This is a genomic window from Modestobacter caceresii, from assembly GCF_000761485.1.
GTDB classification, from domain to species: Bacteria; Actinomycetota; Actinomycetes; order Mycobacteriales; family Geodermatophilaceae; genus Modestobacter; species Modestobacter caceresii.
Window position 1 is genome coordinate 141,016 of the sequence record NZ_JPMX01000077.1, and the last position, 18,865, is coordinate 159,880.

The 18,865-nt window shown below is 73.7% G+C and carries 21 protein-coding genes; 10 read left to right on the forward strand and 11 right to left on the reverse strand.

Annotated features, from left to right (window positions below):
- Positions 1–240 precede the first annotated feature (240 nt).
- Together IN07_RS16905 and IN07_RS16910 are read left to right on the forward strand one after the other, a co-directional pair.
- On the forward strand, positions 241–948 hold the full coding sequence (locus tag IN07_RS16905) for an AzlC family ABC transporter permease (protein ID WP_036337549.1): 708 nt from the start codon (positions 241–243) through the stop codon (positions 946–948).
- The gene (locus IN07_RS16910; protein ID WP_036337551.1) at positions 945–1,262 is read left to right on the forward strand and encodes an AzlD domain-containing protein; all 318 of its coding nucleotides are present in this window, start codon (positions 945–947) and stop codon (positions 1,260–1,262) included. Before IN07_RS16905 ends, IN07_RS16910 begins: the two co-directional genes overlap by 4 nt.
- A gap of 54 nt (positions 1,263–1,316) precedes the next feature.
- Here the strand turns inward: IN07_RS16910 and IN07_RS16915 are convergent, their stop codons facing one another.
- From IN07_RS16915 to IN07_RS16930, 4 genes are read right to left on the reverse strand one after another with little or no spacing between them, the layout of a single operon-like run.
- Positions 1,317–1,718, reverse strand: a complete 402-nt coding sequence (locus IN07_RS16915; protein WP_036337554.1) for a universal stress protein — start codon at positions 1,716–1,718, stop codon at positions 1,317–1,319.
- The gene (locus tag IN07_RS16920; RefSeq protein WP_036337556.1) at positions 1,715–3,256 is read right to left on the reverse strand and encodes a tripartite tricarboxylate transporter permease; all 1,542 of its coding nucleotides are present in this window, start codon (positions 3,254–3,256) and stop codon (positions 1,715–1,717) included. Before IN07_RS16920 ends, IN07_RS16915 begins: the two co-directional genes overlap by 4 nt.
- Complete coding sequence (locus tag IN07_RS16925; protein WP_036337557.1) at positions 3,249–3,791, reverse strand: tripartite tricarboxylate transporter TctB family protein; 543 nt, start codon at positions 3,789–3,791, stop codon at positions 3,249–3,251. The genes IN07_RS16920 and IN07_RS16925 overlap by 8 nt, the downstream gene beginning before the upstream one ends.
- On the reverse strand, positions 3,788–4,807 hold the full coding sequence (locus IN07_RS16930) for a Bug family tripartite tricarboxylate transporter substrate binding protein (protein WP_036337561.1): 1,020 nt from the start codon (positions 4,805–4,807) through the stop codon (positions 3,788–3,790). The genes IN07_RS16925 and IN07_RS16930 overlap by 4 nt, the downstream gene beginning before the upstream one ends.
- 155 nt (positions 4,808–4,962) lie before the next feature.
- Here IN07_RS16930 and IN07_RS16935 point away from each other — a divergent pair, with 155 nt between their 5' ends.
- Together IN07_RS16935 and IN07_RS16940 are read left to right on the forward strand one after the other, a co-directional pair.
- Positions 4,963–6,555, forward strand: a complete 1,593-nt coding sequence (locus IN07_RS16935; protein ID WP_036337563.1) for an ATP-binding protein — start codon at positions 4,963–4,965, stop codon at positions 6,553–6,555.
- Positions 6,552–7,271 carry a response regulator gene (locus tag IN07_RS16940; RefSeq protein ID WP_081975478.1) on the forward strand — a complete coding sequence of 240 codons (720 nt, stop codon included), beginning with the start codon at positions 6,552–6,554 and terminating at the stop codon, positions 7,269–7,271. Before IN07_RS16935 ends, IN07_RS16940 begins: the two co-directional genes overlap by 4 nt.
- Positions 7,272–7,321: 50 nt before the next feature.
- On the opposite strand, the gene IN07_RS16945 is transcribed toward IN07_RS16940, so the two are convergent.
- A complete protein-coding gene (locus IN07_RS16945; RefSeq protein WP_052091389.1) occupies positions 7,322–8,902 on the reverse strand; it encodes an MDR family MFS transporter in 1,581 nt (526 codons plus the stop codon).
- 42 nt (positions 8,903–8,944) lie between these two features.
- The gene (locus IN07_RS16950; protein WP_036337568.1) at positions 8,945–9,547 is read right to left on the reverse strand and encodes an acyl-CoA-like ligand-binding transcription factor; all 603 of its coding nucleotides are present in this window, start codon (positions 9,545–9,547) and stop codon (positions 8,945–8,947) included.
- A 115-nt stretch (positions 9,548–9,662) separates the two neighbouring features.
- On the opposite strand from IN07_RS16950, the gene IN07_RS16955 reads away from it, so the two are divergent.
- Positions 9,663–10,271, forward strand: coding sequence for a DUF6518 family protein (locus tag IN07_RS16955; protein WP_156119250.1), 609 nt, complete (start codon positions 9,663–9,665; stop codon positions 10,269–10,271).
- Positions 10,272–10,275: 4 nt separating this feature from the next.
- Positions 10,276–10,773 (forward strand): AAA family ATPase, encoded by a 498-nt coding sequence (locus IN07_RS16960; RefSeq protein WP_036337573.1) that lies wholly within the window; start codon positions 10,276–10,278, stop codon positions 10,771–10,773.
- Between the two features lie 4 nt (positions 10,774–10,777).
- Here the strand turns inward: IN07_RS16960 and IN07_RS16965 are convergent, their stop codons facing one another.
- Together IN07_RS16965 and IN07_RS16970 are read right to left on the reverse strand one after the other, a co-directional pair.
- Positions 10,778–11,323: a DUF1003 domain-containing protein gene (locus IN07_RS16965; protein ID WP_052091390.1), complete on the reverse strand. Its 546-nt coding sequence runs from the start codon at positions 11,321–11,323 to the stop codon at positions 10,778–10,780.
- On the reverse strand, positions 11,316–12,554 hold the full coding sequence (locus IN07_RS16970) for a magnesium transporter MgtE N-terminal domain-containing protein (RefSeq protein ID WP_036337575.1): 1,239 nt from the start codon (positions 12,552–12,554) through the stop codon (positions 11,316–11,318). Before IN07_RS16970 ends, IN07_RS16965 begins: the two co-directional genes overlap by 8 nt.
- Positions 12,555–12,646: 92 nt before the next feature.
- Between IN07_RS16970 and IN07_RS16975 the strand changes: the two genes are divergently transcribed.
- Complete coding sequence (locus IN07_RS16975) at positions 12,647–13,528, forward strand: PhzF family phenazine biosynthesis protein (RefSeq protein WP_036337736.1); 882 nt, start codon at positions 12,647–12,649, stop codon at positions 13,526–13,528.
- Positions 13,525–14,493, forward strand: coding sequence for a DMT family transporter (locus IN07_RS16980; RefSeq protein WP_036337578.1), 969 nt, complete (start codon positions 13,525–13,527; stop codon positions 14,491–14,493). Before IN07_RS16975 ends, IN07_RS16980 begins: the two co-directional genes overlap by 4 nt.
- A gap of 116 nt (positions 14,494–14,609) precedes the next feature.
- Here the strand turns inward: IN07_RS16980 and IN07_RS16985 are convergent, their stop codons facing one another.
- A complete protein-coding gene (locus IN07_RS16985) occupies positions 14,610–15,125 on the reverse strand; it encodes a GNAT family N-acetyltransferase (protein ID WP_052091391.1) in 516 nt (171 codons plus the stop codon).
- Between the two features lie 187 nt (positions 15,126–15,312).
- Between IN07_RS16985 and IN07_RS16990 the strand changes: the two genes are divergently transcribed.
- On the forward strand, positions 15,313–16,266 hold the full coding sequence (locus tag IN07_RS16990) for an HpcH/HpaI aldolase/citrate lyase family protein (protein WP_036337579.1): 954 nt from the start codon (positions 15,313–15,315) through the stop codon (positions 16,264–16,266).
- 83 nt (positions 16,267–16,349) lie between these two features.
- On the opposite strand, the gene IN07_RS16995 is transcribed toward IN07_RS16990, so the two are convergent.
- Entirely contained in the window at positions 16,350–16,748 is a 399-nt protein-coding gene (locus tag IN07_RS16995; RefSeq protein ID WP_036337582.1) for a DUF4190 domain-containing protein, read from the reverse strand.
- A gap of 16 nt (positions 16,749–16,764) precedes the next feature.
- The gene (locus IN07_RS24120) at positions 16,765–17,481 is read right to left on the reverse strand and encodes a hypothetical protein (protein WP_052091392.1); all 717 of its coding nucleotides are present in this window, start codon (positions 17,479–17,481) and stop codon (positions 16,765–16,767) included.
- 121 nt (positions 17,482–17,602) lie between these two features.
- On the opposite strand from IN07_RS24120, the gene IN07_RS17005 reads away from it, so the two are divergent.
- The gene (locus IN07_RS17005; RefSeq protein WP_036337584.1) at positions 17,603–18,799 is read left to right on the forward strand and encodes an acyl-CoA dehydrogenase family protein; all 1,197 of its coding nucleotides are present in this window, start codon (positions 17,603–17,605) and stop codon (positions 18,797–18,799) included.
- Positions 18,800–18,865: the final 66 nt, after the last annotated feature.

Below are 18,865 nucleotides of genomic sequence, written 5' to 3' on the forward strand. Positions count from 1 at the left end.
TCCGGTCCGGTGGCACCTGTCCGAACCCTGGAGGAGAAGACCGTGGCGACCTAATGGATCAGTGCTCATCCGGCACGACATCCCACCGGCCATCCGCTTCTCCTCGCGCACCGGCGGGGGCACGGTCTAAGCGTGGGCCTCGACCATCGGACCCGGGACGGGCAGTGCTCACCCACCGGCGGCTCGGACACCCGATCCTGCTCCAAAGCCGTCCGGATGTAGCCCCATTAGGGTCGGCCCGTGCCGTCCTCCGCCCGCACCGCCACGCTCCGGGACGCCGTCGGGCTGGGCGTGGCGGTGGGGCTGTACGGGGTCGCCTTCGGTGCGGCGGCGGCCGGGGCCGGGCTGGACACCTGGCAGGCGGTGGCGACGTCGGCGCTGATGTTCACCGGCGCCTCCCAGTTCGCGATGATCGGCGTACTCGGTGCCGGCGGGGGAGCGTTCTCCGCCGTGGGCAGCGCCCTGCTGCTCGGCACCCGCAACACCGTCTACGGCGTCCGGCTGGCCCCGATGCTGGCGCCGCAGGGCTGGCTGCGCCGGGCCGGGGCGGCGCACTGGGTGATCGACGAGACGACGGCGATGGCGGTCGCCGCGCCGGACCGGGAACTGGGCCGGCTGGCGTTCTGGGTCACCGGCGCCACCATCTACCTGGGCTGGAACGTCACGACGCTGGTCGGGTCGCTGGGGGCCGCGGCGCTGGGGGAGACGGCGCAGGCCGCGCTGGACGCCGTCGTGCCCGCGGCCTTCCTGGCGTTGCTGTGGCCCCGGCTGCAGCGCTCGGCGCGCGAGCCGGGCGTGCAGCGGCGGGTGGCCCTGGGCGGCGCGGTCGTCGCGCTGGCGCTCACCCCGTTCGTGCCGGCCGGGGTGCAGGTGGTGCTCGCCGTGGTCGCGGTGGCGCTGGCCGGCCGGCCGCGGACGACGACGTCCCCGCGGGAGGCGGCCGCGTGAGCACCGGGACGCTGTGGGCGGTGGTGCTGGTCGGCTCGCTGGGCTGTTACCTGCTGAAGCTGGCCGGGCTCTCGGTGCCGGCGGCCTGGGTGGAGCGGCCGTGGGTGACCCGGGTGGTGGAGTTCGTGCCGGCGGCCCTGCTGGCCGCGCTGGTCGCCGTCCAGGCCGCGACCTCGGGGCCGGACCTGGTCGTGGACGGGCGGCTGGTCGGGCTCGCCGTGGCCGCGGTGGCGCTGGCCCTGCGGGCACCGTTCATCGTCGTCCTGGTGCTGGCCGGTGCAGCCGGTGCGCTGGTGCACGTCGTCACCGGTTGACCGGACCGGTGGGGGTCGCCGTCCCGCGCCGTGGGGACGGCGACCCCATCCGGTTCAGCCGGCCGACGGGGCCTTGACCGACAGCACCGGGCACTCGGCCTCCAGCAGGATGCGCTGGGCGTCGCTGCCGAAGACGAGCTTGCCGGTGGGCGACCGCCGGCGGATCCCGATCACGATGAGCGAGGCACCCAGCCGCGCCGCCGTCGCCACCACCTCGTCCGCCCCGCTCTGGCCGCCGACGTGCTGCTCGAGCTCGAAGGTCAGGCCGGTCTCCTCGAGCAGGCCGCGGACCTCGGCGAGGTCCTCGGGACTGGCGTACGAGGGGTCGACGTAGGCGTCCCCGCGCGAGGTGTTCAGCACGTGGAGCTGCTCCCCGCGCAGGTCGGCCTCCTCCACCGCCGCCCGCAGGGCAGCGCGGCCCTCCGGCTTGGGCACGTAGCCCACCACGATCGTCACGACGAACTCCTCTCGGACTCGGCAGGCGTGGCGACCACGGCGGCCAGTTCTGCCTCGGTACGGGCCTGACGGCGGCGGAGCCACCAGCCCAGGAACAGGAAGACCACGAGCGCCGCGTACACGACCGCCGCGAAGGGGCTGGTGACCAGGACCGTGGGGTCACCCTGGCTGATGGCCAGGGCGCGGCGGAGCTGCTCCTCGGCGATGGGGCCGAGGATCAGCCCGACCACCGCCGGCGCGATCGGGAAGCCGAAGTTCCGCATCGCCCAGCCCAGCAGGCCGAGGAGGAACAGCAGGACCAGGTCCTCGGTCGAGGCGCCGACGGAGTAGCTGCCCAGCGCGGCGAAGGTGAGGATGCCGGCGTACAGGTAGGGCCGGGGGATCTGCAGCAGCTTCACCCAGATGCCCACCAACGGCAGGTTCAGCACCAGCAGCAGGACGTTGCCGATGTAGAGGCTGGCGATCAGGGCCCAGATCAGCGCCGACTCGTCCTGGAACAGCAGTGGCCCCGGCTGGATCCCGTAGCTCTGGAAGGCGGAGATGAGGATCGCCGCCGTCGCCGAGGTGGGGAGGCCGAGGGTGAGCAGGGGCACCAGGACCCCGGCCGCCGAGGCGTTGTTGGCCGCCTCCGGGCCGGCGACGCCCTCGATGGCGCCCTTGCCGAACTCCTCGCGGTGCTTGGAGAGCTTCCGCTCCGCCGAGTAGGACAGGAAGGTCCCGACCTCTGCACCGCCGGCGGGCAGGGTGCCGATCGGGAAGCCGATGGCAGTGCCGCGCAGCCACGGCTTCCACGAGCGGCGCCAGTCGTCCTTCGTCATCCAGCCCTTGCCCGCCGGCACCAGGGGGATGGGGCCGCGGCGCATCCGGGAGGCGACGTAGAGCGCCTCCCCGACGGCGAAGACCCCGACCGCCACGACGACGACGTCGATGCCGTCGGCGAGCGCGGGCAGCCCCAGGGTGAACCGCTGCTGCCCGGTGAGCGTGTCGGTGCCGACCAGGCCGAGGAACAGCCCGATCCCGAGCGAGGCGATGCCCCGGGGCGGGCTGGAGCCCAGCACCGCGGCCACCGTCAGGAAGGCGAGCACCAGCAGGGCGACGTAGTCCGCCGGGCCGAGCTGGACCGCCAGGCGCGCGATCGTCGGCGCCACCAGGGTCAGCGCCACGGTGGCGATCGTGCCGGCCACGAAGGAGCCGATGGCCGCGGTGGCCAGTGCGGCCGAACCCCGGCCGGCCTTGGCCATCCGGTTGCCCTCCAGCGCGGTGATGATGGAGGAGGACTCACCGGGGGCGTTGAGCAGGATGGACGTGGTCGAACCGCCGTACATGCCGCCGTAGTAGATGCCGGCGAACATGATGAAGGCCGCGGTGGGCTCCAGCGAGTAGGTCAGCGGCAGGAGCAGCGCCAGGGTCATCGCCGGGCCGATGCCGGGCAGGACGCCGACGGCGGTGCCCAACGTGACGCCGATCAGCGCGTAGAGCAGGTACATCGGCTGCAGAGCGGTGGCGAACCCGTCGAGCAGCGCGCCGAAGTCACCCAAGGAAGCTCACTCCCTCCAGCGGTCCGGCCGGCAGGTACAGGTCCAGCAGCTGGGTGAACAGGACCTGGGTGGTGAAGGCGAGCACGGCCCCCACGAGCACGGGCCGCCACCAGGGACGGGCGCCCAGCGACCAGGCGGCGCCGCCGAAGAGCACGGTCGCCGCGATGGGCCAGCCGAGGGGTTCCACCAGGACGACGAGGGCGGCGAAGGACCCGGTCAGCTTGAGCACGGTGGCCCAGTCGGTGGTGGCCGACGGATCGACGTCCTCGCCCTCCTCGGCGGCGCCACCGTGCCCGCGGGCCAGGTCGACGAAGAGCGCGAGGGAGGTGAGCACCAGCAGCACCCCGACCGCGTACGGGAAGGCCTGCGGGCCCACGGTGTTCACCGAGCTGGGCGCGACGATGGTGCTGGCGTCGACCAGGGTGAAGACCCCCAGCGCGAGCAGCCCCACGGGGAAGGCAGCCTCTGCCCAGGACCACGCCCGCCCCGGCGTACCGGTGCGGGCGCGGTCCTCAGCGGCTGCAGACGAACTCACTCCACCAGCCCGATGTCCTGCAGGACACCGCGCACCCGCTGCTGCTCCTCCTCGAGGAAGGCGTCGAACTCGTCGCCGGACAGGTAGGTGTCCTCCCAGCCGTTGAGCTCCAGCCGCTCCTGCCAGGCGTCGGACTGCACGGCCTCGTCGACGAGGTCGATCAGCTTCTGCCGGGCCTCGGGGGACAGGTCCGGCGGCCCCACGACCCCGCGCCAGTTGCTGAGCTCGACGTCCAGCCCTGCCTCGGTCAGCGTGGGTGCGTCGATGCCCTCGACCCGCTCGGCGCCGGAGACGGCCAACGCACGCAGCTCGCCGGCCTCGATCTGCTCGGCGTACTCGGAGACACCCGAGATGCCGGCCGAGACCTGGCTGCCCAGCAGGGCGGCCAGGGACTCACCGCCGCCGGAGTAGGCCACGTAGTTCAGGTCCTCGACCGGCACGTCCCCGGCCTGGGCGATCAGCCCGGCCAGGATGTGGTCGGTCCCGCCGGCCGAGCCGCCGGCGATCGACACCGACCGGCCGTTGGCCTTCATGTCGTCGACCAGGTCCTGGACGTCCTGGTACGGCGAGTCCGCGGGGACGACGACGACTTCGTCCTCGGCCGTGAGCCGCGCGATCGGGGTGGTGTCCTCCAGCGTGGCCTGGGACTGGTTGGTCTCGATGGCGCCCAGCATCACCAGGCCCATCACCATCAGGAAGTCCTCGCTGCGCTCGTTGGCGAGCTCGGCCAGGCCCACGGTGCCGCCGGCACCGCCGACGTTGGTGACCTGGGTGCTCCCGGCGAGCTCGGCCTCCTCGATGGAGGCGGCCAGCGCACGGGCGGTCGAGTCCCAGCCGCCGCCGGGATCGGCCGGGGCCATCATCTCCAGGCGGTCGACCGCAGCGTCCGCGCCGGCCTCGCCGTCACCGGAGTCGCTGCAGCCGGTGAGCAGGCCCAGCAGTGCCGCGCCGGCCGCAGCGGTCAGCCGCCAGGGGCGGGCAGCGGACCGTGGTCGTGCGCTGAGGGTCAGGGACATCGGGTGGACCTCCTCGTCCGCCGGGCCGGGATCGGCTCGGGTTCTGTTCGGACGCTAGGAAGGCCGCAGGCTGGTGGGAACGTCACGGTCGTACTGGTTGTTTCGGTCTTTGTGGTCGGCGCCACATCCAGGGGTGGCGAGCGCACACTGGGCCGGTGCGCCGCCGGACCATGACCCTCGGGGTCCAACTGCTCCTGTTGCAGGTGGGCATCGTGCTGGCCACCGTGTTGCTGGCGGGCGCGGTGGCCGTGCAGCACCAGCAGGAGCAGATCCGCGACGCCTACCGCCAGCAGGTGCTCACCGTCGCCACGAGCACGGCCCGGCTGCCCAGCGTCGTCGACGCGTACGGCAGCCCCGATCCCGGCGCCGTCCTGCAGCCACTGGCCGAGCTGCTCCGGGAGGCCTCCGGGGTGACCTTCGTCGTCCTCACCGACGCCGACGGGATCCGCTACTCCCACCCCGATCCCGACCGGATCGGCGAACCGGTGTCCACCGACCCGAGCCCCACGCTGGCCGGCGAGGTGTTCGTCGGCACCGAGCAGGGGACGCTGGGGGAGTCGCTGCGCGCCAAGGTGCCGGTCCGCGACGGCTCCGGACAGGTGATCGGCGCGGCCTCGGTGGGCATCCTGGAGGCCCAGCTCGCCGCCGAGTTCCGGCAGGAGGCGCCGGTGCTGGTCGCCTGGCTGGGTGGCGCCGCGCTGCTGGGGTCGCTCGCGTCGTGGTTCGTCGTCCGGCTCGTCCGCCGGCGGATCTTCGGCCTGGAGCCGGAGGAGATCGCGCGGCTGCTGGAGACCCGAGAGGCGATGGTGCACGGCATCCGCGAGGGCCTGGTCGCCGTCGACGACCGCGGGCGGGTGGTCCTGGTCAACGACGAGGCCTCTCGACTGCTCGGCCTGGGCGAGGACGTGGTGGGCCGCCCCGCCGCCGAGGTCCTGGACGCGGCGATGCTGCCGCTGGTCGGCGGTGAGCGAGCGGTGACCGACGAGCTGGTGCTCGCCGGGGAGCGGCTGCTGGTCGCGAACCGGACCCCCGCGGTCGTCGGCGGCCGCCGGGTCGCCGAGGTGCTCACCCTGCGCGACCGCACCGAGCTGTCCAGCGCCCTGCGTGAACTGGACGGCCAGCGCAACCTGACCAACACCCTCCGCGCCCAGGCCCACGAGTTCAGCAACAAGCTGCACGTGATCCAGGGGCTGATCGAGCTCGGCCGGGAGCAGGACGCGGTGGCCTTCATCGACCGGGCCGGGGGTGGTCAGCTGCTCGACGGCCGGTCGCTGGCCGCGGTGGCCGACCCGGCGGTGACCGCGCTGGTGCTCGCCAAGTCGGCGGTCGCCCACGAGCGGGGCATCGCGCTGACCCTCGCGCCTGGGAGCTCCCTGACGGCCGGGAGCGGGGACGACGTGGTGACCGTGCTCGGCAACCTGCTGGACAACGCGATGGACGCCACCGGGAACGGCGGGACGGTCATGGTCCACCTCGGCTCGCAGCCCGACGGTGGGCTCGTCGTGCGGGTGGACGACGACGGACCGGGCGTGGCCGACGCGGACCGGACCCGGGTCTTCGACGTCGGGGTCACGACCAAGCGGCCGGCCGACGCCGATCACGGCCGCGGCATCGGCCTGGCGCTGGTGGCGAGGATCGCGGCCCGTCGCGGCGGCTCGGCCACGGTCACCGCCGCGCCCCTGGGCGGAGCCCGGGTCGAGGTGCACCTGGGCGCCCCCTCCCCGGCGATGGCCGAGGCGGCGCCGTGACCGGCGGAGGCGCGGTGCGGGTGCTGGTCGTGGACGACGACTTCGCCGTGGCGGCGGTGCACCGCGGCTACGTCGAGTCCGTGCCCGGCCTGGAGGTGGTGGGCGAGGTGCACCGGGGCGTCGAGGCGCTGCAGGCCGTCCAGGTGCTCGCCCCCGACCTGGTGCTGCTGGACATCCACCTGCCGGACCTCTCCGGCGTCGAGGTGCTGCGGCGGCTCCGGTCGCTGGCCGGCCCCCAGCCCGACGTCATCGTCATCACCGCCGCGCGGGAGGTGGAGACGGTCCGGGCGGCGATGACCACCGGCGTCGTCGACTACCTGGTCAAGCCCTTCTCCCTGGCCGCCTTCCGGGAACGGCTGGAGGCCTACCGGGCGCACCGGGTGGAGGTCCTGCGCCGTACCGCCGAGCCGGGGCGGGGGTTGCAGCAGAGCGACGTCGACCGGCTCTTCTCGACTCGACGGCGGGTCAGCGAACCGCTCGCGGCGACCCCGCTCCCCAAGGGGCTCTCGCCCCGGACGCTGGAGTTCGTCGCCCGGGCGCTGGCCAGCAGCCCCGCCGACGACCTGTCCGCCGGTGAGGTCGGGCAGCGCTGCGGCCTGGCGCGGGTCAGCGCCCGGCGGTACCTGGAACACCTGGAGCGGTCCGGGCTGGCCGCCGTCCGGCCCCGGTACGGAGCTGCCGGCCGTCCGGAGAACGGGTACCGCTGGACCGGGTGACGGACGCCGTCGTCCCGAGGGGGGACGACGGCGGTCCGGGTGCCGGCGGGTCAGTGCGCCAGCGGCAGCTGGGCCTGCTCCTCGGCCAGCCGCTCCGCGCCGCTGGTGGTCTTCAGCGGCTTCTCCTTGATGAAGAGCACCACCAGCAGCGCCAGCGCGGCCAGCGGGGTGGCGATCAGGAACAGCTCGGCGGTGGCGTTGCCGTAGGCGTCCTGCACCACGCGGGCGACCTCCGGCGGCAGGCTGGAGACGTCGGGGACGGTGGTCTCGCCGCCGCCGCTCTCGCCGCCGCCCCACACGGCCAGGTCGCCGGCCACCCGGCTGGCGAGCACCGCGCCGAGCACGCTGACCCCGATCGTGCCGCCCAGGCTGCGGAAGAACGACAGCACCGAGGTGGCCGAGCCGAGCTCCCGGGCGGGCACGTCGTTCTGCGCCGCCAGGACCAGGTTCTGCATCAAGAGGCCCACGCCGACGCCGAGCACGACCATGAACGCGCCGAGCAGCCAGATCGAGGTCTGCGCGTCGATGGTGGACAGCAGGCCGAAGCCGAGGGTCATCAGGACGCCGCCGGCGACCAGGAACCGCTTCCACGTGCCGGTCTTGGTGATCAGCGCACCGGCCACCGTCGAGGAGACCAGCAGGCCGCCGACCATCGGCAGCGAGAGCAGCCCGGCCTCGGTGGGGGAGTAGCCCAGCGAGATCTGGAAGTACTGGGACAGGAAGACCGTGCCGCCGAACATCGCGATCCCGACCAGGGCGCTGGCCAGCGTGGTGAGGGCGACGGTGCGGTTGCGGAAGATGCCGAGCGGGATGACCGGCTCGGCCACCTTCGACTCGACGAGGAGGGCGAGCGCCAGCAGCACGGCGGCGCCGCCGACCATCAGCGCGGTGGTGCCGGAGAGCCAGTCGAAGTCGTTGCCGGCCAGGGTCACCCAGATCAGGAGGGTGCTCACCCCGGCGGTGATCAGCAGGGCGCCCAGCCAGTCGATCTGCACGCCACGACGCTTGACCTGGGTGAGCTTGAGCGTCTTCTGCAGCAGCACGATCGCCAGCAGCGCGAACGGCACCCCCATGAAGAAGCACCAGCGCCAGCCCAGCCACGCGGTGTCCACGATGACGCCACCGATCAGCGGCCCGGCGACGGTGGCGACGGCGAAGACGGCGCCGAAGATGCCGGCGTACCGGCCCAGCTCGCGCGGCGGGATCATCGCCGCCATCACGATCTGCACCAGCGCGGTGAGGCCACCGGCGCCGAGGCCCTGGACCACCCGGGCCACGATCAGCGTGGTGGTGTCCTGGGAGAAGCCGGCCAGCAGCGAACCGGCGACGAAGAGGGTCAGCGAGAGCTGCACCAGCAGCTTCTGGCTGACCAGGTCGGCGAGCTTGCCCCACAGCGGCACCGAGGCCGTCATGGCGAGCAGCTCGGCGGTGACGACCCAGGTGTAGATCGACTGGCTGCCGTCCAGGTCGGCGATGATCACCGGCAGGGCGTTGGAGACGACGGTCGCCGCCAGGATGGACACGAAGATGCCCACCATCAAGCCGGACAGCGCCTGGAGGACCTCCCGTCGGCTCATCCTGGCCTCGGTGCTGGCCGCGCCGGCTGCGCCGGTCTCCACGGTCGTGGACATGGTGCTCCTGTCAGTGCTGTGCATCGGTCGGGAACGGGGAGGTCAGCGGCCGGGCTCGGGCAGGCCGGCGGCCAGTGCGTCGAGCGCCTCGTCGAGCAGGGCGGTGAGCGGGACGGCGCCGCGCTGGACGTGCCAGCGGGAGAAGGTCACCCGGACGGCGGCGGACAGCACGGCGGCGAGCAGACCGGGGTACAGGTCGGTCCCGGCGTCCTGGCCGGTGCGCTCGGCGATCGCCACCGCGACCTCCCGCTCGTCGGCCGCGCCGATCTCCACCAGCCGGGGGAGCAGTGCAGGGGTGCCGGCGATGACGGTGATCCGGTCGTGCAGCGCCGCGGCGTCGGCCTCCAGCGCGGTGAGGTCCGCGTGCAGCGCGGCGCGGGCGGCGGCGAGCGCCCCCGCGCCGGGGGGCTGAGCCCGCAGCCGCGCGGACAGCCGCGGCTGGTCGGCGCCGGCCGGGAAGAGCAGCGCCTCCTCCTTGGCGGAGAAGTGGTTGAAGAACGTCCGGTAGGAGACGTCGGCCGCTGCCGCGATGGCCTCGACGGTGACGTTCTCCCAGCCGAGCTCGATCGCCAGCCGGAGGGTCGCCGCGGCCAGCGCGGCCCGGGTGTCGGCCTTCTTCCGCTCGCGCAGCCCTCGCTCGGTCACGCGCTCAGGATGCGCGGTTCGCTGCACAATGTGCAAGCTTGCTTGGTGTGCAGCTGATCACGACGTGCGGCGCGGCGGACGCAGGCGGGCGGACGGCGGCGGCACGATCGGTGCCGTGACGGCGACGATCGAGGCACCGGCCCGTCGGCGGGCACCCCTGGCGCTGGCCCTGCTCGCCGGGGTGCTGACCGGCGCCGCGGCCAAGGCGGGTGACGAGTCGGGGTGGCGGTGGGCGGCCGACCTCGGCTCCTACCCCGCCGCCTGGGTGCTGGTCGTGGCCCTGATCGGCTGGTCGGCGCCCTCGCTCTCCGCCGCCGCGCTCCGCTCCGGGGTGTTCTTCGCGGCGATGACGGTGGCCTACTACGCGTGGGCCGCGCTGGTCCTGGACTTCGGCTGGTCGGTCCGGCTGCTGGTCGCCTGGCTGGTGCTGTCGGCCACCGCGGTGCCGGCCACCGCCGTGGCGGCGCACGTGGCGACCCGGGGCTCGGGGTGGCTGTCGGGAGCCCTGCTGGCGATGGCCGCCGGCATCACCCTGGGCGGTGGTGCGCTGGCCGACGCCGGTGACCACCCGGTGCAGGCGGTGGTCGACGTCGTCATCGCCCTGGTGCTCGTCGTCGTCCTGGCCCGTGACCTGCGCACCCGACTGGAGGCCGCGGCGCTGACGCTCCCGCTCACCGGGGTGGCCGCGGTGCTCCTCGGTCTGCTGCGCGACCTGCTGGGCTGAGCGGGTGCTCATCGTGGTGGGCGGGCTGCCCGGGGTCGGCAAGACGACGGTCGCCCGAGAAGTGGCCGCCGCGCTGGGCGCGGCCCACCTGCGGGTCGACGCCTTCGAGGTCGCCCTGCTCCGGCAGGGCCTGGTGCCCACCCCGGACGAGGTCGGCGCGCACGGCTACGACCTGGCGCTGGCCGCCGCCGACACCTGCCTGACCGCCGGCACCGACGTGCTGGTCGACGCGGTCTTCGACGTCGCCGCCGCCCGCCGGCCGTTCCGGGACCTGGCGATCCGGCACGGGATCCCGGTGCACTGGGTGCGGCTGATCTGCACCGACCGGGCCGAGCACCGGCGCCGGGTCGAGGAGCGTCCCGCCGACCTCCCCGGCCACGTCCTCCCGACCTGGGAGCAGGTGCGGGCCCGGCGGGTCGACCAGTGGCACGACCGGCACACCGTCGTCGACACCGCCGGCGGCGACCCGGTCACCGCCGCGCTCGCCGCCCTCCGCGACTGACGCGTCAGCCGACGGGGTCGGCCGCCGCCTCGCGGCGCTTCTTGTTCTTCTTCTTGCGCTCGGCGGCCTCGTCGTCCGGGTCCTCGGGCACCAGCCGGTTGAGCTCGCCGCGGATGAAGTCGCGGGTGGCCAGCTCGCCGACCGACACCCGCAGCGAGGCCAGCTCCCGGGCCAGGTACTCGGTGTCGGCGCGGGTCTGCGCCGCGCGGTTGCGGTCCTCCTCGGCCTGGATCCGGTCGCGGTCGGCCTGCCGGTTCTGCGCGAGCAGGATCAGCGGTGCGGCGTAGGCGGCCTGGGTGGAGAAGGCCAGGTTCAGCAGGATGAACGGGTAGGGGTCCCAGCGCAGGTCGACCGCGACCACGTTCAGCGCGATCCAGACGATCACGAGGATCGTCTGCACCGCGAGGAACCGGCCGGTGCCCAGGAACCGGGCGATCCCCTCGGCGAACCGGCCGACCGCGTCGGGGTCCAGTCGCAGGAAGCTGCCGATGCCCCGGGCGGTGCGTGGCTGGTCCAGCCGCAGGTCGGCGCGCCGCTCGGCCTCAGCCACGCCGGGACCTCTCGCGCCAGTCCTCGGGCAGCAGGTGGTCCAGGACGTCGTCGACGCTGACCGCGCCCACCAGCCGGCCCTGCGGGTCGACCACCGGCGCCGCGACCAGGTTGTACGTCGCGAAGTAGCGGGTGACCTCGGTCAGCGGCGTCTCCGGGCGCAGCGGCTCCAGGTCGTCCAGCACCCCGCTGACCAGCCCGGACGGCGGTTCGCGCAGCAGTCGCTGGATGTGCGCCAGCCCCAGGTACCGCCCGGTCGGCGTGGCCGAGGGCGGCCGGCAGACGTAGACCTGGCTGGCCAGCGCCGGGGAGAGCTCGGGGGTGCGGACCCGGGCCAGCGCCTCGGCGATCGTCGCGTCGGGGGCGAGGATCACCGGCTCGCTCGTCATCATCCCGCCGGCGGTGTCCTCGGAGTACTTCAGCAGCTGGCGCACCGGCTCGGCCTCGTCCGGCTCCATCAGCTCGAGCAGCCGGTCCCGGTCGAGGGTGGAGAGCTCGGCCAGCAGGTCGGCGGCGTCGTCGGGGTCCATCTCCTCCAGGACGTCGGCGGCCCGCCGTTCCTTCAGGGTGCCCAGGATGGTGATCTGGTCGGCCTCCGGCAGCTCACCGAGCACGTCGGCGAGCCGGGGGTCGTCCATCGCCTCGGCGACCTCGTGCCGCCGCTTGATCGGCAGCTCCTGCAGCGCGTGCGCTGCGTCGGCGGCGTTGAGCTCGCGGTAGGTGGCGATCAGCGTCTCGGCGCTCTGCCCGGTCTCGGGCAGGGCCAGCCCGCTGACCTCGTCCCACGCCAGCTGGTGCAGCTGCCCGCGGCGGCCCAGCCGGCCCGGCTCCTGGACGGCGAGGCGGGAGACGACCCAGTCACCGGTCCGGGTCTGCTCGATCGCGGCGTCGACGACGGCGGCCGGCCGGTCGGACTCCTGGATGGTCACCCGCCGGTCCAGCAGCTCGCCCAGCACCAGGGTCTCCCCGGCCCGCTGCTCGAAGCGCTTGAGGTTGACCGTGCCCGAGGACAGCCGCACCGAGGCGGAGTCCACGCCGGTGACCCGGCCCATCGGGCAGAAGATCCGGCGGCGCGGCACCACCTCGACGATGAGGCCCAGCACGCGCGGCGCGGCGGTGCCGACCCGCAGTGCGATGAGCACGTCGCGGACCTTGCCCACCCGGTCGCCGTTGGGGTCGAAGACGGTCAACCCGGCCACCCGGGACACGTAGGCCCTCGTCACCGTCGTCACTGGCCCTCCTCGGTGCTGCGTCGGTCCCGTGACCAGCCGATGCGGTGACCTCGGCAACCCGGCCACCGAAGCGGAAGGCTACCGTCGCCTTCGTGGCGGCCCCGGGACCCGATCGACTCAGCTACGAGGTCGTGGACGTGTTCGCGCCCCAGCCCTACGCGGGCAACCCGCTGGCGGTGGTGTTCGACGCCGACGAGCTGACCACCGAGCAGTGCCAGGCGCTGGCCTTCGAGTTCCACCTCTCGGAGACCTCGTTCCTCTGCGCACCCACCGCCCCGGACGCCGACTACCGGGTGCGGATCTTCACGCCGTTCGCCGAGCTGCCCTTCGCCGGGCACCCCAGCGTCGGGGCCGCGCACACGCTGGTGCGCACCGGGCGGCTGCCGGCCGGCCGGGTGCGCCAGGAGTGCGGCGTCGGCGTCCTGGACCTGACGGTGGACGTCGCCGGGGCGACCCTCGGCGGCGGTCGGCCGACCCTGGACCCGGGGCCGGACCCCGCCGCCCTGGCCGCTGCGCTGGGGCTGTCCGCCGCGGACCTGGCCGACTCGCCGGTGCACGTGGCCGGCTGCGGCCTGCCCTTCGCGTACCTGGCGGTGCAGCCGGGCGCGGTCGACCGGGCGCGCCCGGACCAGGGCGCGCTGGACCTGCTCGGCGTGGGGGAGGGCGTCTCGGTGCTCAGCTGGGACGCCGGCACGGCCACCGCCTACGCCCGGGTGTTCGCCGGCGACCTGCGCTGGGGCGAGGACCCGGCCACCGGTTCGGCGGCGCTGGGCGCGGGTGTCTGGCTGGCCGCGGCCGGCCTGGTGCCGGCGGACGGGACGGCGCAGTACACGGTCCGGCAGGGCGAGCAGCTCGGCCGCCCCTCGGTGCTGTCCTGCACGGTCACCACCGCCGACGGTGCCGCCACCGCGGCCACCGTCGCGGGCACCGTGCTGCCGATCGCCAGCGGCACGATCCGGGTCCCGGCGCGGTGACCGATCCCGCCGCCCCGCCCCGGTCAGCGGCGCGCGCGGTGGGCGCCACCGCCCCGTCGGTGTCGCCCTGGGCGGTGCACCGGCCGGGTGGCCGGGACGTCGCGCTGATGGCGGTGGCCGTCATCGGGGTGTCGTTCTCCGGCCCGCTCACCGCCATGGTCGCGACCTCGTTCCTGGCGATCGCCTTCTGGCGCAACGCCGCCGGTGCCATCCTGCTGCTGCCGGTGCTGCTGCTGCGCGAGCGCGCGACGCTGACCGGGCTGCGACCCCGGCAGCTGGTGAGTTCCGTCGTCGCCGGGCTGTTCCTGGCCGCCCACTTCGCCGCCTGGCTGCCCAGCCTGTCGATGACGACGGTCGCCGCCTCCACCGCGCTGGTGACCACGACGCCGATCTGGACGGCGCTGGCCGCCCGCGTCTCCGGCGTCCACCTGCCCCGGCAGGTGTGGTGGGGGCTGGCCCTGGCGGTGTTCGGCGCCGCGCTGATCGCCGGGGTCGACGTCACGGTCTCCTGGACGGCGCTGGCCGGCGACGGGCTCGCGCTGCTGGGGGCGATCTGCGCCGGCGGCTACATGCTCGCCGGGGCCCGGGCGCGGGAGCGGCTGACCACCTCGGCCTACGCCGTCATCTGCTACTCGACCTGCGCGGCCGTCCTGGCCCTCGCCGCGCTGGTCGTCGGGGTGCCGCTGGCCGGGTTCAGCGCGCGGGACTGGTGGCTGATCGCGGCGATCACCGTCTGCGCGCAGCTGCTCGGGCACACGCTGCTGAACCTGGTGCTCTCCTCGGTGGGCCCGACGGTGGTCGGGCTGGCGGTGCTGCTGGAGGTGCCGGGCGCGTTGCTGGTCGCGCTGGTGCTGCTGCAGCAGGTGCCGCCGCTGCTGGCGCTGCCGGGGATGATCGCCGTCGTGATCGGGGTGGCCCTGGTGATCCGGGCCGGGCGCCCGACACCGGAGGCTGATCCGGTCTGACCCGAGGCGTTGTTGATCATCGGCGAGCGGCTGCTCGACACGCCGACGGTGGCCGCCGTTCGCCGATGATCAACCGGAGGAGCGGGTCGTTCAGCGGACCCGAGCCGATCCAGCTGTCAGTCGTGCAGCAGGACGAGGCCAGGGCGCCCGTTCGGCGCATCCGGACCGTGGCCGATCCGGCGCCAGCCGCGCTGCTCGTAGAGAGCCAGCGCAGGCGTGGGCTCGTCGCGGGTCATCAGCCACGCACGCTCCCGGGTCTCGGCCAGCAGCGTGTCCAGCAGCGCCGCGCCGAGCCCCTGCCGACGGCGGCTCGGGTCGACGACCAGCAGGCAGACCGCGAAGCTGCCCTCCAGCAGGTCCGCCGCCACATCGAGGCGTGTGCGGAGCTGGCGTCCCCACGGGTCGGACTGCTCGGGCCAGTGCCACGGGTGGCCGTAGGCGAAACCGACCAGTCGCCCGTCCGCGCGCAGCGAGGTGGTGAGCAGGTCCGGTCGGGGGAGGAGCGCGCCGTACAGCGCCGCGAAGACTGCGGCGACCTCAGGTGGCTCACCCAGCGGTGCGCCCCGGGACGCTTCTCGGTACAGCTGCTCGACCTCTGCCGCCGCCGGTGCCCCCTCGCTTCCTTGCGTCACCAAGGGGTCCGGACCCACGGAACGACCGTAGCCGTCCGCGTGGCTCCGCCGCTGTCGACCATCGGCGAACGGCTGCTCGACACGCCGATGACGGCCGCCGTTCCACGATGACCACGCGGGGGCCGAGGAGTCGCGGAGCAGCGTCGCTACTCTCCGGTAACCAACGTCGACCAGCAGCGGAGGCACCGTGGCCGAGCTCCGATCCCGTCGTTCCAACCTCGCCGTCCCGGGCAGCAACCCCCGGTTCCTGGAGAAGGCCAAGAGCCTCCCCGCCGACCAGGTCTTCCTGGACCTCGAGGACGCCTGCGCTCCGCTGGCCAAGCCGGGCGCGCGGAAGAACATCGTCGCGGCGCTGAACGAGGGCGGCTGGGGCGAGAAGATCCGCACCGTCCGGGTCAACGACTGGACGACGGAGTGGACCTACCGCGACGTGGTCGAGGTCGTGGAGGGCGCCGGCGCCGAGCTCGACTGCATCATGCTGCCCAAGGTCGCCGACGCCGCCCAGGTGAAGGCGCTGGACCTGCTGCTCACCCAGATCGAGAAGAGCAACGGGCTCGAGGTCGGGCGGATCGGCATCGAGGCGCAGATCGAGACGGCGCAGGGCCTGATCAACGTCAACGACATCGCCTTCGCCAGCGACCGGATCGAGACGATCATCTTCGGCCCGGCCGACTTCATGGCCAGCATCAACATGAAGTCGCTCGTCGTGGGCGCCCTGCACCCCGACTACCCGGGCGACCCCTTCCACCACATCCTGATGACGATCCTGATGGCCGCCCGCGCCCGCGGCGTGCAGGCCATCGACGGCCCCTTCCTGCAGGTGCGCGACGTGCCGGCGTTCGAGGAGGTGGCCAAGCGCTCGGCGGTGCTCGGCTTCGACGGCAAGTGGGTGCTGCACCCGGGGCAGATCGACGCGGCGAACGAGATCTACGCGCCGTCCCAGGAGGACTTCGACCACGCCGAGCTCATCCTGGACGCCTACGAGTGGGCGACGTCGGAGGCCGGCGGCAAGAAGGGCTCGGCGATGCTCGGCGACGAGATGATCGACGAGGCCAGCCGGAAGATGGCGCTGGTGATCGCCGGCAAGGGCCGCGCGGCCGGGATGTCCCGCACCTCGACCTTCACCCCGCCGGAGGGCTGACCCGTCTCTGCACTGGCTCGTGGACGGCCCCGTCCCGAGGCTCGCCCCGAGCTCGCGAGGGGTGAGGAGGACGGGGTCCTTCTTCAGGGGGCGAACGCGCCGTCGCTGATGGAGGCGAGCACCCAGATGTAGGCCACCAGCCCGATGACCATGAAGGTCGTGACGATGCCGCCGACGATCACGGCGACCACCGCCAGGCCGCCGCCTCTCTCGCCGGTCCGCCGGACCTGCCGGCCGGCCACCAGGCCGAGCACCAGGCCGACCGGGGCGAACACGAAGGCGGTGAACAGGGCCACGATCGCGAGCTGGTTGGTCGGCCGCTGCCAGCCGGGGCCGTAGGCAGTGCGGCCGTACCCGGGAGGGCCGTACCCCGGAGGCCCGTACGCGGGCGGTCCGGGAGGTCCGTACGCGCGGGGTCCGTACCCCGGCGGGGCGCCGTACGACGGCGGCGGGTCCCCGCGGTAGAAGTCGTCCTGGCTCACGGCGTCAGTGTGCCGGTCAGGCGCCGATGGCCGCGGCAGGCAACGCGGCGATGCGGGTGGCGATCGACCGGCCGGCGGCGGCGGTGACCTCCGGGTCCTCGCCGACCAGTACCGAGAGCACCTGCCCCCGCGCCTGGGCGAGGGTGACCTGGGTCGTGCCGTCGGCGAGGCGGTACTGGAAGACGACGCTGTTGGCGGCCAGGCCCTCCGCGCTCGGGCCCGGCTCGAACGTGTACTCCTCGGCCGGGCAGCCGCCGAACGCCTGGACCAGCTCCTGCACGGCGGTCGTCGCCGCGGCCGGGGTCGCGTAGGCGATCGCCTCCGACGACAGCTGCGCGGTGCCGGCGGGGTCCAGGCCCACCACCGGCTGCTTCGCCGTCCGCTGCGACTCGGAGGTGAACGGATAGCCGCAGATGCCGTCGAGGCTCGGGTTCCCCGCCAGGTCGGCGTCCGTGGGGACGGGGTTGGCCTGCACCGACCAGCCCTCCGGCAGGTCGGCGGCCCGCAGGGCGGTGGCCACGATCGCCTCGGCCGGGTCCTGCGCGGCGGCCGGGTCGGCTGCCGCCGCCGCTGCGGCGGCTGCGTCGGCCGGGGCGGGTTCCGCAGTGTTCTGGGCGGGTCCGGCGGTGCCCGGGGCGGCCGCACCGTCGTCGGCGTCCTCGGCTGTCCCGCACCCGGCCAGCGTCAGGAGGGCCACGGCGGCGGGGACGAGGAGGCGGCGACGGTGCTTCACCGCCGCGACGGTAACCGCCACAGCTGTGCGGCCGGGACGCCGGAGGACGGGGCCGGGCGTGCTCCATACTCGCGACGTACTCGCCAGTAACCGAGACACCGTCGTCCCGAGGAGTGTGCGCATGACCCGCCTGGCCCAGACCGCGGACCTGACCGACGTCCAGACCGAGATCCTGTCGACGGTCCGCAGCTTCGTGGACAAGGAGATCATCCCCAGGGCCCAGGAGCTGGAGCACGGGGACGTCTACCCGACCGAGATCGTCGAGGGCCTGGCGGAGATGGGGATCTTCGGGCTGACCATCCCCGAGGAGTTCGGCGGGCTGGGGGAGTCGCTGCTGACCTACGCCCTGGTCGCCGAGGAGATCGCGCGCGGCTGGATGAGCGTCTCCGGCGTCATCAACACGCACTTCATCATGGCGCACCTGATCACCCAGCACGGCACCCCGGAACAGCAGGCCGATTACCTCCCGCGGATGGCCACCGGCGACCTGCGCGGCGCGTTCTCGATGTCCGAGCCGGAGCTGGGCAGCGACGTCGCGGCGATCCGGACGAAGGCCACCCGCGACGGCGACGAGTACGTCATCAACGGCTCGAAGACGTGGCTGACCAACGGCGAGAACGCCACCCTGGTCGCCTTCCTGGTCAAGACCGACGAGGGGAGCGACTCCCCGTACAAGAACATGACCACGTTCCTGGTGGAGAAGACCCCGGGCCTGGGTGAGCGACTGCCCGGGTTCTCCATCCCGGGCCGCATCGACAAGATGGGCTACAAGGGCATCGACACCACCGACGCCAGCTTCGACGGGTTCCGGATCGGCGCGGACAAGATCCTGGGCGGGCAGCCCGGCCGCGGCTTCTACCAGATGATGGACGGCGTCGAGGTCGGTCGGGTGAACGTCGCGGCCCGTGGCTGCGGGGTCGCGATCCGGGCCTTCGAGCTGGCCATCGAGTACGCCCAGCAGCGGGAGACCTTCGGCAAGCCGATCGCCCAGCACCAGGCCATCGCCTTCAAGCTCGCCGAGATGGGCACCAAGGTCGAGGCGGCCCACACGATGATGGTGCGCGCGGCCCGGCTGAAGGACTCCGGCGAACGCTTCGACGTCGAGGCCGGCATGGCCAAGTTGCTGGCCAGCGAGTTCGCCAGCGAGGTCACGCAGGAGTCCTTCCGCATCCACGGCGGCTACGGCTACTCCAAGGAGTACGAGATCGAGCGGCTGATGCGCGAGGCGCCGTTCCTGCTGATCGGCGAGGGCACCAGCGAGATCCAGAAGACGATCATCAGCCGCGGCCTGCTCAAGGAGTACGCCAGCAAGCGCTGACCCGTCCCCCCGGCCCCACCAGAATGGCCATTTTGGTGGGGCCGGGGGCTGGGGGGCGGGTGGAAC